Genomic DNA, 14,050 nt, shown 5'->3' on the forward strand with positions numbered 1-14,050 from the left:
CTAGCGCGTCATGGCGAGCGAAGCTGTACGAAACTAGCCACTTCCGTGACTTAGTTGAGTTATTCTCTTCGAGGAGTAGCGATCTAAATTTCAAGACCCACGGGGCAGTGGTCACTGCCGAAAACGTCATCGTAGATATACGACTCTTTCACCTTCGGAAAAAGACTTTCCGACACGACGAAATAGTCCAAGCGCCATCCGACGTTGTTGTCACGGGCGTGTCCAATGTAACTCCACCAGCTGTAACGCACCGTATCCGGATGCAATTTGCGGAACGTATCGACGAAACCGCTCGCGAGGAGGTCGGTGAATTTCGCGCGTTCTTCATCGGTAAAGCCTGCGTGTCCGCGGTTCGAACGGGCGTTGTAAATATCGATTTCGTTGTGTGCCACGTTCAGGTCGCCGCAAAGAATCACAGGTTTCTTTTCTTCGAGTTTTTTCAGGTACGCCTTGAACGTATCTTCAAAGTGCATGCGGGACTCTAAGCGGGAAAGATCCCGTTTTACATTCGGCACATAGGTCGTGACGAGGTAAAAATCTTTGAATTCTGCGGTAATGCTTCGACCTTCATCGTCATACTCGGATTCACCGTAACCATACTGGATGCTCTGCGGTTCCGTTTTGCTGTAGATCATTGTTCCCGAATAGCCCTTGCGCTTGGCCGGGTAAAGGTATTCCTTGTAACCTTCCGGGTGAAAATCGATTTGGTTCATTTCCGCTTTGACTTCTTGCATACAAAAGACGTCCGCATCGATCTTTGCGAGAAAATCCGGAAGACCTTTTTTGATGCAGGCGCGAATTCCTGCGACATTCCAAGAGACAAGTCTCATGTGCGAACTCCTTTTTAACAATTCTAGTGGAAAATTAATAAAGAAAGTCCCCATTTCCGAAGAAATGAGGACAGCGTATGGAGTTCAACGAAGAATCTTTTACTTCACCTGATTCCAGAAGCGAATGTTGCCCGTGTAAATGCCGCGCAAATCCGCAAGAGAAATGTTCGAAAGCCGATTCTGGTTGTTCACCACTACAGCAATACCATCGCGAGCAATCGTCAAACCGGTGAGCACTTCCTTTTCGCTCGCCTTCAAATCGCGACTTGCCATGCCGATGTCGCAAGTACCTTCTTTTGCGGCAAGCATACCCGAAGAGGAATCGTTTGTTTGAATTTCAATTTCCACATCCGGATTCAAGGCCATATAGGCTTCTTTCAGTTTTTCCATCACCGGGGAAACACTCGAAGAGCCTGCGATAATGATCTTGCCCTTCATCTTCTTGCTTTCAAAGCGTGCTCCATCGGAAACACCGACATAGCCTTTTGCTTCAATGATACCCTGGCCATCTGCGCTCATGATGAACTCGATGAAGTTCTTGACAAGAGCGTTGCCTTCACCCTTTGTTGCAATGTTGAACGGTCTCGAAATCGGATATTTTGCGGCCTTCACATTTTCCTTAGACGGTTCCACGCCATCGACCGAGAGTGCCTTGATCGTATTATTCCAAGAACCGAGCGAAATGTAACCGATTGCATATTCGTTTCCGGCGACCGTGCTCATCACACCCTGGGTACCGTCAATCGTCAACGCTTCCTTCGTCGTGATATCCTTTTTCTTTCCGTTTTCCTTGACAATCGTTCCGACGAGTTCCGTAAACGCATCGCGCGTACCCGAACCCGCTTCACGGGTAATCACAGAAATCGCAGCGGATTTTTCGCTCGCTTCCATTTGAGTTTTAGGCTTCGATTCGTTGCAAGCGACAATCAGAACCAATGCCATCAAGGCAAAAGAGCAAGCAACTAAAGTGGATTTATTCATTCTTATTTCTCCTTCATTAGGTTGTTGAATGACGAGCATAAAGTAGACTTGTCTTGTAAAGTCCCCACGATTAAGGCCGTAAATTCCTTGTAAAGTTCTACAGCATACTTTCGCCAGTTTCCAGACTTTTCAAAGACTTTACTTTCCGTCCCCTTTTGATTTTACAATGGCAACTTAACTTGAGAGCGTCATTCAAACAGGGACAATCCCAAAGGAGTTTATAATGACATTGAAGAAACACTGTTTGTTCGCCGCTCTTGCCACCTTCGGCATTGCAGCTGCCGCAGAAGAAAAGGTTGCAGACAACTTTGAGTTGACCGGCAATATTCAGACACAAGCAGCGAAAGCTTTTTACGATAACGACCAGGACAACACCTTGGACGGTTTCTGGTTCCGCGCAAACATCGGCGGAAGTTACAGTTCTGACAACTTCGACGCAAAAGTGACCATTCGCATGTATGCCCCGAATTTTAACGGCGGCTCCGACAAGTATCAAGCAGATACATATTACGGAAATTACAAGTGGAACGATCTCGGTTTGAATGTGAAGTTCGGTCACTGGAAAACAGATACGGAAGGCGCTGGCAACTTCGGTGCTTACCTCGACAAGAACCTTTCGAAGCGTGGATTCCTTGCCCGCGATTACTCTCATGACGCTTTTGAAGTCGGCTGGAAAAAGGCTTCGAATCAGCTGAACGTGATGATTGGAACCGAAGACGGAAATTTCAACAAGGGTTACCTCCGCGTGAACGATGATCTGAAACTCGGAGATGCTCTGAAGATCGGCCTTGGCTACCGTGTAAACGTTCTGGACCTGGTTCAGTACGACGCAGTCCTCACGCATGCGATCGATTTTCGCGCCAAGTTCAACATCGCAGAAAAGCTCGCTGTTTACGGTGAAGCAGCTGCCATCATAACCGGCGAAAACGATGACGTGAACGAAGCCACGATCGAAGCGGGTTCTGCCGCAAAGCCTCTTTACGGCCAGGATTCCAAATACTTCCCGGTTTACGCGGGTATTGAATTCCCGACCGCAGGTATATTGGACAAGGCGTTTGTCGAAGTGGAATACGTCACCGACCGCGATGAATTGAATGCAGACGCAGATGAACTCGGCTGGGCCGTGGGTCTTGTGAAAAAGGTCGGTAGCCGTAGCAAAGTGCAGGCAACGGTCTACAGCGAAAACAAAATCTCTGACGTCGGATTGAGCGTTCGCCTCACCACGACCATTCGCTAAGGATTTCAGCTTCATCCACTCCAAAAAAAGGCCTTCCGATTTTCGGAGGGTCTTTTAAAGAAAAACTTATGAAGTTTCAATTTAACACATCATTCAAAGAGAAAATCGCCTCGCATATCTTTTTAGTTTCGGCTCTCGCGAGTATTCTCTTTGTAGCGCTGATTTGCGTTTTCCTGTTTGCAAACGGTATTCCGGCGATTCTTAAAATCGGCATTTCGGATTTTTTGTTCGGCAAGGAATGGGCGCCTACAGACGAACCTGCCGTTTACGGAATTTTCCCGATGATTCTCGGCAGTGTTTATGTAACTCTAGGAGCGCTTGCGATTGGCGCTTCGATAGGACTTTTGTCTGCGATTTTCCTTGCGCGATTCTGTTCCGACAGAATGCATAAGCTTTTGAAACCCGCCGTGGAACTTCTTGCGGGAATTCCGTCGGTGATCTACGGCTTTTTTGGACTTGTCGTCATCGTTCCGTTCGTGCGTCAAAATTTTGGCGGCAGCGGTGCGAGCATTTTGACCGCATCGATCCTTCTCGGTATCATGATTTTACCGACCATCATTTCGGTTTCCGAGGCGGCGCTTCGAGCGGTTCCCAACAGTTATTACGAAGGTTCGCTCGCCCTGGGGGCGACTCATGAAAGGAGCGTCTTCTTTACGGTTCTCCCGGCAGCGACTTCGGGAATTGTCGCCGGGTTCATTCTTGGATTCGGACGTGCGATCGGTGAAACGATGGCGGTGATCCTTGTCGCCGGTAACCAAGCGCGCATGCCGAACGGAATCCTGGGCGGTATCCGAACCTTGACAGCAAACATCGTCCTAGAAATGGGCTATGCAGCGGATTTGCATCGAGAAGCCTTGATTGCAACGGGTGTCGTCCTGTTCACCTTCATCCTGATCATCAACCTGATGTTTTCCATTCTGAAAAAGAGAGTTATCCAATGATCAGTTATTACAAACGTTCACCCCTTTCCCTGGCTCTGAGAATCCTTGTGACTCTCTCCATTGCGATAACAATTTTCGCATTGGGATTTTTGGTGATTTACATCCTTGTGAAGGGAATTCCCTTTCTCAAGCCGTCACTGTTTTCGCTCACCTACAATTCGGAAAACGTTTCGTTCTTGCCTTCCATTCTGAACACGGTGATCATTATCCTCGGATCGATTCTGATCGCAGGGCCTCTCGGCATCTGCGCCGCCATCTATACGGTGGAATATGCGAGCCGCGGAAATAAGATCGTCGGCATTGTAAGGCTCACCACGGAAACGCTTTCGGGCATTCCCTCGATCATCTACGGTCTATTCGGCATGCTCTTCTTTGTGACCGCCCTGCACCTGGGATATTCCCTCGTCTCCGGTATTCTGACGATTTCCATCATGATCCTTCCCCTGGTAATGCGTACAACGGAAGAAGCTCTGCGTTCCGTCCCGGACAGCTACCGCGAAGGTTCCTATGGACTTGGCGCAGGGAAGCTCCGAACCGTTCTCGCGGTGATTTTGCCCGCCGCCATTCCGGGCATCCTTGCGGGCGTCATTTTGGCGGTAGGTCGCGTCGTCGGTGAAACCGCAGCCTTGATCTACACGGCGGGAACGGTCGCCGATTTTCCGAAGGGAATCTTCTCTTCGGGCAGAACGCTTTCCGTCCACATGTACGAACTTTCTCGCGAAGGTCTTCACACCGGTGAAGCTTACGCCACATCGGTCATCTTGATCGTAGTCGTCCTTCTCATCAACTGGGCATCTAACAAATTCGCCAAAAAGCTTGGAAAAAACTCATGACACAAAAAGAAAAAATCACCATTCAGGGCATGGACCTTTACTATGGAAACTTTCATGCACTTAAAAATGTCAGCCTGAACATTCAGCAGAATGAAATCATGGCATTCATCGGGCCTTCCGGCTGCGGAAAAAGCACGTTGCTCAAATCCTTGAATCGCATGAACGATCTCGTGGAAGGTTGCAAAATCACGGGCGACATCCGCTTGGACGGCGAAGACATTTACGGCAAAATGGATCCGAACATTCTCCGCAAAAGAGTGGGCATGGTCTTTCAAAAGCCGAATCCATTTCCTATGAGTATCTACGACAACATCGCCTACGGTCCGCGAACCCACGGCATTCACAAAAAAGAAAAGCTCGATGAAATCGTCGAGAACTCGCTCAAAAGTTCGGGCGTTTGGGATGAACTCAAGGACCGCTTAAAAAAGAATGCCCTCGGGCTCTCTGGCGGACAGCAGCAAAGACTTTGCATCGCCCGCGCCCTCGCCGTCTCTCCCGAAGTCTTGCTGATGGACGAACCCACAAGCGCTCTTGACCCGATTTCGACTTCTAAAATCGAAGACCTGGTTCTTGAACTCAAAAAGGATTACACAATCGTCATGGTCACGCACAATATGCAACAGGCGACGCGAGTGTCCGACAGGACCGCCTTTTTCCTCCTGGGGGAAATCATCGAAGTCAATCAAACAGAAACCCTCTTCTCGCTGCCCAAGGACAAGCGTACTGAAGATTACATCACCGGGAGATTTGGATAATGAGAAACCGTTTTGATTCCCAACTCGAAATTTTAAGCAACACAATCGAAGAAATGGGTTCCCTTGTCGAAGATTCTTTAAGGGCCGCCATTGAAACCCTTTCTTCTTTGGACCGCGCCACAGCTAAGCACATTGTCGCGGCCGACAAGGAAATCGACCAAAAACAAAAAGAAATCGAAGGGCTCTGTCTGCGCCTCCTTTTAAGCCAACAGCCTGTAGCTCGTGACCTTCGATTGATTTCCGCCTCCCTCAAAATGGTCGGAGACTTAGAACGCATTGGCGACCAGGCCGCAGATATCGCAGAAATCGTCGCCTACACGGACCCAAGCGATGCACCAATCCAGCTCGAAGCGATTCCCGCCATGGGCAAGGCAACCCTGCTAATGCTCGGCCAAAGCGTGAGCGCCTTTACCGATAGGGACTTGCACTTGGCTCGTCACGTCATCGACAGCGACGATACCGTAGACGCCTGTTTTGCCTCTGCCAAAAGAGAGCTCGTTCAAATCGTTAAGAATAACGAAAGCCGTGCCGAGAGCGCCATCAACTCCATTATGGTTGCCAAATACTTGGAACGCATTGGTGACCACGCGATGAACGTTGCGCAATGGGCAATCTTTGCCGAAACAGGAACGCATCACGGTGTAAGCTTGATCAACGGCGCAACGGAAATCGACGACAAATAATCCCTATCCATCCAAGCAAAAGTCCGGCAGGCGAAACGCCTAGCCGGATTTATAACCTATTAAACAAAAAGCCCTTGCGCTTGGCCGGGTAAAGATATTCCTTATAACCTTCCGGATGAAAATCGATCTGGTTCATTTCCGCCTTGACTTCTTGCATACAAAAGACGTCCGCATCGATCTTTGCGAGAAAATCCGGAAGACCTTTTTTGATGCAGGCGCGAATTCCTGCGACATTCCAAGAGACAAGTCTCATGTAAAAATCCTTTCTTTGATAAACCTTGAAAACTAATCTTTGATACAGCGGACCGAAAAGCCCAACTGCTTATTGACCGAACTCGATCCCGTCGCAGAATGACTGTTATAAAAGAAATACCATGGGAACGCTTTACTTTTGTCATTCGTTTCTGTTGAACTCCAAAAAGCCGCAACTTCTCCCATTTTCACTACGCCGCCGTCGTTAAAATATCCCGCAGGCACAATCGAAAATCCATATTGATCATTGCCGTTTCCGCTCGATTCCCAACCGGTTAAAGATTTTAAATACTTCCCAGCCGAATCGAACGAACCTACAGCTATCGCCAATGTTTTCCATTCATCAAAAGTTGGCAAGTGCCATTCCGCAGGGCATACGGTATCTGCAGCAGCCCAATTGTAATACTTTCCGAATTCCAAATGGCCAGTCGCAGAATCCGACGCGTCCGTTGCATAGTTCAAATTTTCTGCGAACCAGATTTGATTGCCTATATTGACCGTCTTGTAAATTTGTCCGTCACGCTGGTCCCTGTATTCCCCGTAATGAATTTTTGGATTCAGATTCAACCAGGACGCCTTCACGCTGCTTGAACTTGATTCAAGCAAAAAAAATCTCCGACGACGATGAAGACGCCTCTACCGACGATGACAAGGATTCCGTCGAGGAGGAACTTTCCAAAAATTCCTGCGAAGAAGATTCTATAACGGCTTCGCACGAAGACATCCCTTCATTAGAAGACGACATTGCAGAGCTCGATAACAGTTCCACATGACTGCTCGATGAATAAAAAAAGACTTTCTTTTCCGAAGAAGAAGATCGGGCATCGCTCGAAAATTCTTTTTCGTCTGAACTCGATACACTGCTGCTAAACGCCGACGAAGACTCTTCTTTTAACGGATTTGATGCCGTATCATCACACGCGACGAAGAAAAGAAGCATTATGCAAAACAAATTCAAAAATTTCATTTGTTAAATGTAGAATTTTCACCTATCGAGTCTCAATTATTTTTCTACCCTCTTACAAAAAAGCTATGTTTCAAAAGTAAATATTTTAGGAGAACGCCATGAGCGAAGAAATTCCGTACAAGATTTATCTTTCCGAAAAAGAAATTCCGACCAACTGGTACAACATCCGTGCCGACATGAAGAACAAGCCGGCCCCTCTGCTGAACCCGGGCACTCTTCAGCCTCTCACGTTTGAAGAACTCACCCCGATCTTCTGCGAAGAGCTCGTCAAACAGGAACTTGACAACGATACTCCGTGGATTCCTATTCCGGAAGAAGTCCGCAACTTCTACAAAATGTACCGCCCGTCGCCGCTTGTTCGCGCCTACTGTCTCGAAAAGGCTCTCGGCACCCCGGCAAAAATCTATTACAAGTTCGAAGGTAACAATACAAGCGGAAGCCATAAGCTGAACTCCGCCATTGCCCAGGCCTATTACGCAAAGAAACAAGGCTTGAAGGGTGTCACGACCGAAACGGGTGCTGGCCAGTGGGGCACTGCCCTTTCGATGGCTTGCGCCTACTTTGGACTGGACTGCAAAGTTTACATGGTGAAGGTTTCTTATGAACAGAAGCCATTCCGCCGCGAAGTGATGCGCACCTATGGCGCAAGCGTTACCCCGTCTCCGTCCATGACCACGGAAATCGGTCGCAAGATCAACGCCGAATACCCGGGCACCTCCGGAAGCCTCGGTTGCGCCATTTCCGAAGCTGTGGAAGCGGCTCTGAATCTGGATGGCTACCGTTATGAACTCGGTTCCGTTCTGAACCAGGTCCTTTTGCACCAGACAATCATCGGTCTCGAAACCAAGGCCGCCCTCGACAAGTACAACATCGTTCCGGATACAATCATCGGCTGCGCTGGCGGTGGTTCTAACCTCGGCGGCCTCGTTTCTCCGTTCCTCGGCGAAAAGATACGCGGCGAAAAGGACTACCAGATTATCGCAGTCGAACCGGCATCCTGCCCGAGCTTGACCCGTGGCGTATTTGCTTACGACTTCTGCGATACCGGTCACGTTTGCCCGCTCGCCAAGATGTACACGCTCGGTTCTGAATTCATACCGTCTGCAAACCACGCAGGTGGTCTTCGCTACCACGGTATGACCCCAATTCTTTCCCAGGCTTTCCACGATGGCTTTATGGAAGCCCGTTCCGTGGAACAAACCCAGGTGTTCGAAGCCGCTACGCAGTTCGCACGTGTGGAAGGCATTCTCCCGGCACCGGAATCGAGCCACGCGATTCGTGTTGCGATTGACGAAGCTCTCAAGTGCAAGGAAACCGGCGAAGCAAAGACGATTGTCTTTGGCCTCACGGGTACCGGCTACTTCGATCTCAAGGCTTACGCAGCATACAACGACGGCAACATGAACGACTACATCCCGACGGATGAAGATCTTCAGGCAAGCATCAACAAAATCCCGCACTTCCCGGGCAACTTGGCTTAATCCGTCCGCGGTGTCATAACGAGCCGAAGGCGTGATTATCACAACGACATATTGAAAAAGGCGACGCTCTGCGCCGCCTTTTTTTACACCTTCAGACTTTTTAACGATAGCTGACGTTACACTTCAAACCGACCATGTTGCCGGTCCATTCGCTATAGTCGTCTTCCGTCGCCGCGTGCTGGTAGTAAAGTTCCACGCCGATACCGCCACGAGAACCGATGGTCCAATCCTTACCCGCCGAAATACGGAAAGAGAATCCGAAGTCATCGGTAAAGACTGCATTTTCATAATTAAAACGACCTGCACCGATCGAGCCTCCGACAAAAATATCCATCGGGAACCAATAAGAAGCGCCACCGCCCACATACAGGAACGAGATATTTTCATCGGTCATCGTCGCATCGGTCGAAACCGCGCCAATACCATAAACAGCCAAGTTCGGGATAATCGAGTAGCCGAGCTTCAAGTCAAACGCAAAGCCTTGCAAACCCTTGGATTCCACACCGGCATCGTCTATGCCAAGCGTTTCCAAAAAATTCGTAGCCGTATTCGAACCTTCCGTGCTACCGAACTGCAAACCGGCGCCGCCACTTGCATAAATGCCCGTGCGACCTTCACCAGCAAAAGCAAGAGATGCGCTCAAAAGCAATCCCGCAACCAAACCAATCATTTTCATAAGTTTATATTCCCTCTCATTTAAAACGAGGGCGTCATTGCCCCCGCCGGCGCAATAAACTAGAAAAGGATTTTTCAATGGGTGAACGTCAATTCAGAAAGACGCGACCGAAAAGCGTTAATTCTCGACGCATTGTCTTCTCTTTTGGGGTAAGTGAAGTTGCTGAGCAGCACCACGGCCTTCTTTTTTTGCGCATCCGCGACAATGCTTGAACCTGTAAAGCCCGTTTTGCCGAACATGTGCGAGTTGTGGACGCTTCCCATGAACTTTTCTGCATCGAGTTCCCAACCGAGAGCCGTACATTCCCCTTGCACTCGACCATCTAAAGCATTCGAAGAAACAAGGCTTAAAACGCCCGCAGGCATCACGCGCTTGCCTTCGAATTCCCCATCGTTCAAGATCATCGTCACGAATTTCAAAAGGTCCGGCACCGTGGAGAACATTCCCGCACTGCCGACCGGAAAGAACTTGCGCAAAACAAAGGCGCTTTCGTCGTGAATTTCGCCCTGAATCATTCGACCGCGCCAGTTATCTTCTTCGGTCGCCACGACTTCTTCTTTCTGCACACGAGTCAGCGGATCCCAGCCGGAACGCGTCATGCCAAGCGGCTTAAAAAATTCTTCTTCGCCCTGAGCCTGCAAACTTTTACCGCCCGAAATTCGCATTAGAACAAGCCCAAGCAAAATGCTCGCCGGATTGCCGTAATTGAAAATAGTTCCCGGTTGTTGTTTAAAGCGATACTGAAAAAGTGAATCCAATATCTGCTCCGGCGGAAGGCGCTTTAAGGAACTCATCGGTACTCGATAGTCGAGGCTGTGCGTCAGCAAATGACGCACTAGAATTTCGTTCCTGTAATTTGTACGCAATTCAGGAAGGAACTCGATGACTTTCGCATCTAAATCCAATTCTCCGTTTAAAACGCGTTTTAATGCAAGCGTCGATGTCGGGCAAACTTTTGTGACCGAAGCAATATCAAACACAGAATCTTCCGATGTGCCATAGGCACGAATCTCCATGCCTTCTTCCGATGTGAATCCGACAACCGCTTTAGAGAACACTCCACTTGCAATTGCACTTTCAAACAGGGTATTTAAGGATTTTTCAAATGCTTCGTTCATATAAATAAGATAGATTTTCAGCTAAGGGAAAAAATGGGAGAAACCAAATGGAAGAACAGATTGACGTTTTAGACAGCACCGGACAAAAGACCGGAGAAATTTGCCCGCGTAGCGAAGTCCACAAGCGAGGCCTTTGGCATCGCACGGTTCACATTTGGCTAATCGATAAAGCGGGCAAGATTCTGTTCCAGCTTCGCGCCCACGACAAAGAAAACAATCCGGGGCTTTACGATACCAGTTGTGCAGGACATATTTCCGCAGGCGATTCGAGCATCGACTCCGCCATCCGAGAAATTCGCGAAGAACTGGGGCTCAAAAAAAAGCCCGAAGATCTCACGTTTATTTTTGAAGCCGTCCACACAAGCGTTCTGAACGGCGGTTCTTACATCGACAACGAATATTACGACACGTACAAAGCGTTTATTTCCGAAGAAGAAAAATCACAGCTCGTACCGCAACCGCATGAAGTCGATGACTTCAAATTTTTCTCGGTGAAAGAGCTTCAAGAAGCGTTAGAAAAAACGCCGCAGAACTTTGTCTGTCATCCAAAAGATTTCGACTACCTGCTGCATTAAACCATCTTGCTTACAGTCGCCACGGCCTCTGAAGCGATGCCTTCTCCGCGACCGGTAAATCCTAGCTTTTCGCTCGTGCTCGCCTTCACGCCGATGCATTCTACAGGAATCTGCAATACGCGGGCAATGTTCGCCTTCATTTCTTCGCGATGCGGATTTACCTTCGGACGTTCGCAAATCACGACGCTGTCGAGGCTTTCAATTTTGCAGCCCGCCTTCACCACTTCTTCGCGGACGCGTCCGAGAAGAACCAAACTGTCAGCGTCCTTAAAAGCGGGATCGGTATCCGGGAAGTACGTGCCGATGTCCCCAAGGCCTGCGGCTCCAAGCAAGGCATCGCTAATCGCATGGAGCAAAACGTCCGCGTCGCTGTGGCCAAGGAGTCCCTTTTCATAAGGGATATCCACGCCGCCGATAATGCACTTGCGACCTTCCACGAGTTTATGAACATCAAATCCGATACCGGTGCGGAAAATCTTTTCCATTTTAAATCCTTTATTTTTGACTTTTTAAGCCAATATAAAATATTCGCCCAAACAAAAAGCGCTTCCAAAGAGCCATCGTGAGCCCCAAAGGGTCGAAGCAATCCAATCACTTCAGCAGGAATTGCGCTCCATTTTCAAGTTTTAGAATCACCGGATGCGCTGGCGTGTTCACCACTCCCCCGCTTTTCAATTTTCCCGATTTCAAAACCTTGCCGTTCAAATCAAAAAGCTGGAAAGACGTTTCGGAAGCAAGACCGGAAATCGAATATTGGGACGGCGAATTTTTAGAGACTTGAATCGAAGGGATGACATTTATTTTTGGTGTCGAAACGAAAGATCCGTCACAACTTCCATACGACCCGAACTTGGTTAACTTGAAACTGCCCGTAGCTGCGGAATCGCTCCAAAAAACAAGATGTACGGCGTTGTTATTTTGCAGTTCATCATACTTCGTTCCGGACAATTTAAATGTAAGATACCAAGAAAATTTTTCCCACGGAACGTTTATAACGGTAAGCGAATCCGAAGCCGGTATGGTTGCATATAAATCTATAGTTTCTATGGAGAACCCGTATTCCTTCAACCGGATGTCAAAGCGCATCGTAGAGGAATATTCCATGCAAAAGCCATTCCAAGCGGAAATGTCCACACTCTCTTGATCCCAATTCCAGGTGTTAAAACCGATGCCTACGCTATACCGCGAGCAACCGCCCCTCCCACTTGTGTCGACCTCAATCTGTTTTCCCAATATAAATTCTCCCACAATGCCTCCGTAAGCCCGCGTCAACGTCCCAAAGAAGTCTCCATAAATATCTTCTTTGACATCAGAAGGCCAGATCAAATCCGAATTTTCAACTTCAGTGCAATCGTCATACGAACCTTTGCCAAGTTCATACCAATACCCAGAACTTTCATCCGTTGATCCGGTTATCACACGGCCGGTTGTATCGACAGTAGCGTCCCAAAGAAATGTCGGATTCACTTCACGGGCATACAAAACCGAACAGACAACAAACAAAGCGATCGCTACAAATTTCATTTTTCCTCCATGCTAAAATGCGCAATGGCTGTTCCAAGTTTTTGACCGTGTCATCGCAAACGAAGTGAAGCGATCGATTACTTCAGCAGGAATTGCGCTCCATTTTCAAGCCTCAAAATCGCCGGATGCGTCGGAGCATTCACCACTCCTCCGCTTTTCAACGTTCCCGATTTCAAAACCTTGCCGTTCAAATCAAAAAGCAGGAAAGACGTTTCGGAAGCAAGGCCGGAAATCGAATATTGAGACGGCGAATTTTTAGAGACTTGAATCAAAGGGATGACATTTATTTTTGGTGTCGAAACGAAAGATCCGTCACAACTTCCATACGACCCGAACTTGGTCAACTTGAAACTGCCACTGGTTCCAGGATCTCCCATAAAAACAAGTCTAACTGCAGAATTATATTGAAGAGCGTTCTTCTATTGTTGAGCGACGATTCGGTCCCCAAAGAGTAAATCTAAACTTATCCCATGCGACATTTACAGTCACCAAAGAATCCGAGGCTTTCATCGAAGTGTAAATTTGCAAACACTCCTCGTCTTCATACAAACGTATTACAAAATCCATGGATGCAAAATACTCAATACAAAAACCACCCCATGCCGAAATGTCCACCTTTTGAAAATCCATATCCCAAGGATTAAAAGCGATACCGATATATGGTTGCTGTCCATCTTCCGGTGTAGATTCTTCGAGCCATTGCCCTATTACAAAATCACCTTGAATTGCTCCATAAGCTCTTGTCAAAGGGCCAAAAAAATCTCCTGTCGAATCTGTTTTTACATCTGACGGGAAAATCCATCTAGAAGATCCCCCAGCCCATTCGTCTTCCAATACATGCCAATACCCAGAGCTTTCATCCGTTGATCCGGTTATCATACGGCCCGTTGTATCGATGGTAGCATCCCAAAGAAATGTAGGATTCACTTCACGGGCATACAAAACAGAAAAGGCAACAAACAAAGCGATCGCTACAAACTTCATTTTCCCTCCATGCTAAAATGCATACCTCACCGACCGTAACAAAATTATAAGTTGCTTTTTATAATATAGCACATTTACCAGGGAAGACTCTAGGAAAAAAGGAACCCGCCGGCATAGCCAGCGGGTTTGAAACCTTTCAAGTGGATTGCTTGTCCCCATTGGGGATAACAAGACTACTGCAACAAGTTGCAGAGTCTTGTAAAGCCTATGCCC

General features: G+C 48.1%; 18 protein-coding genes. 8 read left to right on the forward strand and 10 right to left on the reverse strand.

From position 1 onward, the window contains the following. Positions 1-83: 83 nt before the first annotated feature. Entirely contained in the window at positions 84-830 is a 747-nt protein-coding gene (locus BGX16_RS04790; RefSeq protein ID WP_100425025.1) for an exodeoxyribonuclease III, read from the reverse strand. A 99-nt stretch (positions 831-929) separates the two neighbouring features. After that, the gene (locus tag BGX16_RS04795; protein ID WP_100425026.1) at positions 930-1,811 is read right to left on the reverse strand and encodes a substrate-binding domain-containing protein; all 882 of its coding nucleotides are present in this window, start codon (positions 1,809-1,811) and stop codon (positions 930-932) included. A gap of 223 nt (positions 1,812-2,034) precedes the next feature. Here BGX16_RS04795 and BGX16_RS04800 point away from each other — a divergent pair, with 223 nt between their 5' ends. The 5 genes from BGX16_RS04800 (at position 2,035) to phoU (ending at position 6,260) form a co-directional block, all read left to right on the forward strand. Then, complete coding sequence (locus BGX16_RS04800; RefSeq protein WP_100425027.1) at positions 2,035-3,048, forward strand: hypothetical protein; 1,014 nt, start codon at positions 2,035-2,037, stop codon at positions 3,046-3,048. 68 nt (positions 3,049-3,116) lie between these two features. Further along, positions 3,117-3,989 carry a phosphate ABC transporter permease subunit PstC gene (pstC, locus tag BGX16_RS04805; protein ID WP_100425028.1) on the forward strand — a complete coding sequence of 291 codons (873 nt, stop codon included), beginning with the start codon at positions 3,117-3,119 and terminating at the stop codon, positions 3,987-3,989. Further along, positions 3,986-4,822 (forward strand): phosphate ABC transporter permease PstA, encoded by an 837-nt coding sequence (pstA, locus tag BGX16_RS04810; RefSeq protein ID WP_100425029.1) that lies wholly within the window; start codon positions 3,986-3,988, stop codon positions 4,820-4,822. The genes pstC and pstA overlap by 4 nt, the downstream gene beginning before the upstream one ends. Continuing rightward, complete coding sequence (gene pstB / locus BGX16_RS04815) at positions 4,819-5,577, forward strand: phosphate ABC transporter ATP-binding protein PstB (protein WP_100425030.1); 759 nt, start codon at positions 4,819-4,821, stop codon at positions 5,575-5,577. Before pstA ends, pstB begins: the two co-directional genes overlap by 4 nt. Then, the gene (phoU, locus tag BGX16_RS04820; RefSeq protein WP_100425031.1) at positions 5,577-6,260 is read left to right on the forward strand and encodes a phosphate signaling complex protein PhoU; all 684 of its coding nucleotides are present in this window, start codon (positions 5,577-5,579) and stop codon (positions 6,258-6,260) included. Before pstB ends, phoU begins: the two co-directional genes overlap by 1 nt. A gap of 49 nt (positions 6,261-6,309) precedes the next feature. On the opposite strand, the gene BGX16_RS04825 is transcribed toward phoU, so the two are convergent. Together BGX16_RS04825 and BGX16_RS04830 are read right to left on the reverse strand one after the other, a co-directional pair. Next, positions 6,310-6,513 (reverse strand): endonuclease/exonuclease/phosphatase family protein, encoded by a 204-nt coding sequence (locus tag BGX16_RS04825; protein WP_100425032.1) that lies wholly within the window; start codon positions 6,511-6,513, stop codon positions 6,310-6,312. Positions 6,514-6,545: 32 nt separating this feature from the next. Continuing rightward, positions 6,546-7,094 carry an FISUMP domain-containing protein gene (locus BGX16_RS04830; RefSeq protein WP_157797871.1) on the reverse strand — a complete coding sequence of 183 codons (549 nt, stop codon included), beginning with the start codon at positions 7,092-7,094 and terminating at the stop codon, positions 6,546-6,548. An 11-nt stretch (positions 7,095-7,105) separates the two neighbouring features. On the opposite strand from BGX16_RS04830, the gene BGX16_RS04835 reads away from it, so the two are divergent. Both BGX16_RS04835 and BGX16_RS04840 read left to right on the forward strand, forming a co-directional pair. Next, a complete protein-coding gene (locus BGX16_RS04835; RefSeq protein WP_157797872.1) occupies positions 7,106-7,285 on the forward strand; it encodes a hypothetical protein in 180 nt (59 codons plus the stop codon). A 292-nt stretch (positions 7,286-7,577) separates the two neighbouring features. Then, positions 7,578-8,960 carry a TrpB-like pyridoxal phosphate-dependent enzyme gene (locus BGX16_RS04840; protein ID WP_100425035.1) on the forward strand — a complete coding sequence of 461 codons (1,383 nt, stop codon included), beginning with the start codon at positions 7,578-7,580 and terminating at the stop codon, positions 8,958-8,960. Between the two features lie 100 nt (positions 8,961-9,060). Here BGX16_RS04840 and BGX16_RS04845 read toward each other — a convergent pair whose 3' ends face one another. Together BGX16_RS04845 and BGX16_RS04850 are read right to left on the reverse strand one after the other, a co-directional pair. Continuing rightward, positions 9,061-9,630, reverse strand: coding sequence for an outer membrane beta-barrel protein (locus tag BGX16_RS04845; RefSeq protein WP_157797873.1), 570 nt, complete (start codon positions 9,628-9,630; stop codon positions 9,061-9,063). 80 nt (positions 9,631-9,710) lie between these two features. Beyond that, positions 9,711-10,754: a serine hydrolase domain-containing protein gene (locus BGX16_RS04850; RefSeq protein WP_100425037.1), complete on the reverse strand. Its 1,044-nt coding sequence runs from the start codon at positions 10,752-10,754 to the stop codon at positions 9,711-9,713. Between the two features lie 47 nt (positions 10,755-10,801). Here BGX16_RS04850 and BGX16_RS04855 point away from each other — a divergent pair, with 47 nt between their 5' ends. Beyond that, a complete protein-coding gene (locus BGX16_RS04855) occupies positions 10,802-11,329 on the forward strand; it encodes an NUDIX hydrolase (RefSeq protein ID WP_100425038.1) in 528 nt (175 codons plus the stop codon). Here BGX16_RS04855 and ispF read toward each other — a convergent pair. The 4 genes from ispF to BGX16_RS04875 form a co-directional block, all read right to left on the reverse strand. Continuing rightward, the gene (gene ispF / locus BGX16_RS04860; RefSeq protein WP_100425039.1) at positions 11,326-11,814 is read right to left on the reverse strand and encodes a 2-C-methyl-D-erythritol 2,4-cyclodiphosphate synthase; all 489 of its coding nucleotides are present in this window, start codon (positions 11,812-11,814) and stop codon (positions 11,326-11,328) included. The two genes, BGX16_RS04855 and ispF, sit on opposite strands and share 4 nt — an antisense overlap. A 106-nt stretch (positions 11,815-11,920) precedes the next feature. After that, positions 11,921-12,853 (reverse strand): hypothetical protein, encoded by a 933-nt coding sequence (locus BGX16_RS04865; RefSeq protein ID WP_100425040.1) that lies wholly within the window; start codon positions 12,851-12,853, stop codon positions 11,921-11,923. 77 nt (positions 12,854-12,930) lie between these two features. Continuing rightward, complete coding sequence (locus BGX16_RS04870; protein ID WP_157797874.1) at positions 12,931-13,230, reverse strand: hypothetical protein; 300 nt, start codon at positions 13,228-13,230, stop codon at positions 12,931-12,933. A 22-nt stretch (positions 13,231-13,252) separates the two neighbouring features. Next, entirely contained in the window at positions 13,253-13,837 is a 585-nt protein-coding gene (locus tag BGX16_RS04875; protein WP_100425042.1) for a hypothetical protein, read from the reverse strand. Positions 13,838-14,050: the final 213 nt, after the last annotated feature.

It is taken from the genome of Hallerella succinigenes, assembly GCF_002797675.1.
In the GTDB taxonomy this organism is placed as follows: domain Bacteria; phylum Fibrobacterota; class Fibrobacteria; order Fibrobacterales; family Fibrobacteraceae; genus Hallerella; species Hallerella succinigenes.

Bases quoted from the DNA above. Each gene is read 5' to 3' on its own strand.
- BGX16_RS04790 (WP_100425025.1), bottom strand. From the start codon at position 830: ATGAGACTTGTCTCTTGGAATGTCGCAGGAATTCGCGCCTGCATCAAA.
- BGX16_RS04795 (WP_100425026.1), bottom strand. From the start codon at position 1,811: ATGAATAAATCCACTTTAGTTGCTTGCTCTTTTGCCTTGATGGCATTG.
- BGX16_RS04800 (WP_100425027.1), top strand. From the start codon at position 2,035: ATGACATTGAAGAAACACTGTTTGTTCGCCGCTCTTGCCACCTTCGGC.
- pstC (WP_100425028.1), top strand. From the start codon at position 3,117: ATGAAGTTTCAATTTAACACATCATTCAAAGAGAAAATCGCCTCGCAT.
- pstA (WP_100425029.1), top strand. From the start codon at position 3,986: ATGATCAGTTATTACAAACGTTCACCCCTTTCCCTGGCTCTGAGAATC.
- pstB (WP_100425030.1), top strand. From the start codon at position 4,819: ATGACACAAAAAGAAAAAATCACCATTCAGGGCATGGACCTTTACTAT.
- phoU (WP_100425031.1), top strand. From the start codon at position 5,577: ATGAGAAACCGTTTTGATTCCCAACTCGAAATTTTAAGCAACACAATC.
- BGX16_RS04825 (WP_100425032.1), bottom strand. From the start codon at position 6,513: ATGAGACTTGTCTCTTGGAATGTCGCAGGAATTCGCGCCTGCATCAAA.
- BGX16_RS04840 (WP_100425035.1), top strand. From the start codon at position 7,578: ATGAGCGAAGAAATTCCGTACAAGATTTATCTTTCCGAAAAAGAAATT.
- BGX16_RS04845 (WP_157797873.1), bottom strand. From the start codon at position 9,630: ATGATTGGTTTGGTTGCGGGATTGCTTTTGAGCGCATCTCTTGCTTTT.
- BGX16_RS04850 (WP_100425037.1), bottom strand. From the start codon at position 10,754: ATGAACGAAGCATTTGAAAAATCCTTAAATACCCTGTTTGAAAGTGCA.
- BGX16_RS04855 (WP_100425038.1), top strand. From the start codon at position 10,802: ATGGAAGAACAGATTGACGTTTTAGACAGCACCGGACAAAAGACCGGA.
- ispF (WP_100425039.1), bottom strand. From the start codon at position 11,814: ATGGAAAAGATTTTCCGCACCGGTATCGGATTTGATGTTCATAAACTC.
- BGX16_RS04865 (WP_100425040.1), bottom strand. From the start codon at position 12,853: ATGAAATTTGTAGCGATCGCTTTGTTTGTTGTCTGTTCGGTTTTGTAT.
- BGX16_RS04870 (WP_157797874.1), bottom strand. From the start codon at position 13,230: ATGGGAGATCCTGGAACCAGTGGCAGTTTCAAGTTGACCAAGTTCGGG.
- BGX16_RS04875 (WP_100425042.1), bottom strand. From the start codon at position 13,837: ATGAAGTTTGTAGCGATCGCTTTGTTTGTTGCCTTTTCTGTTTTGTAT.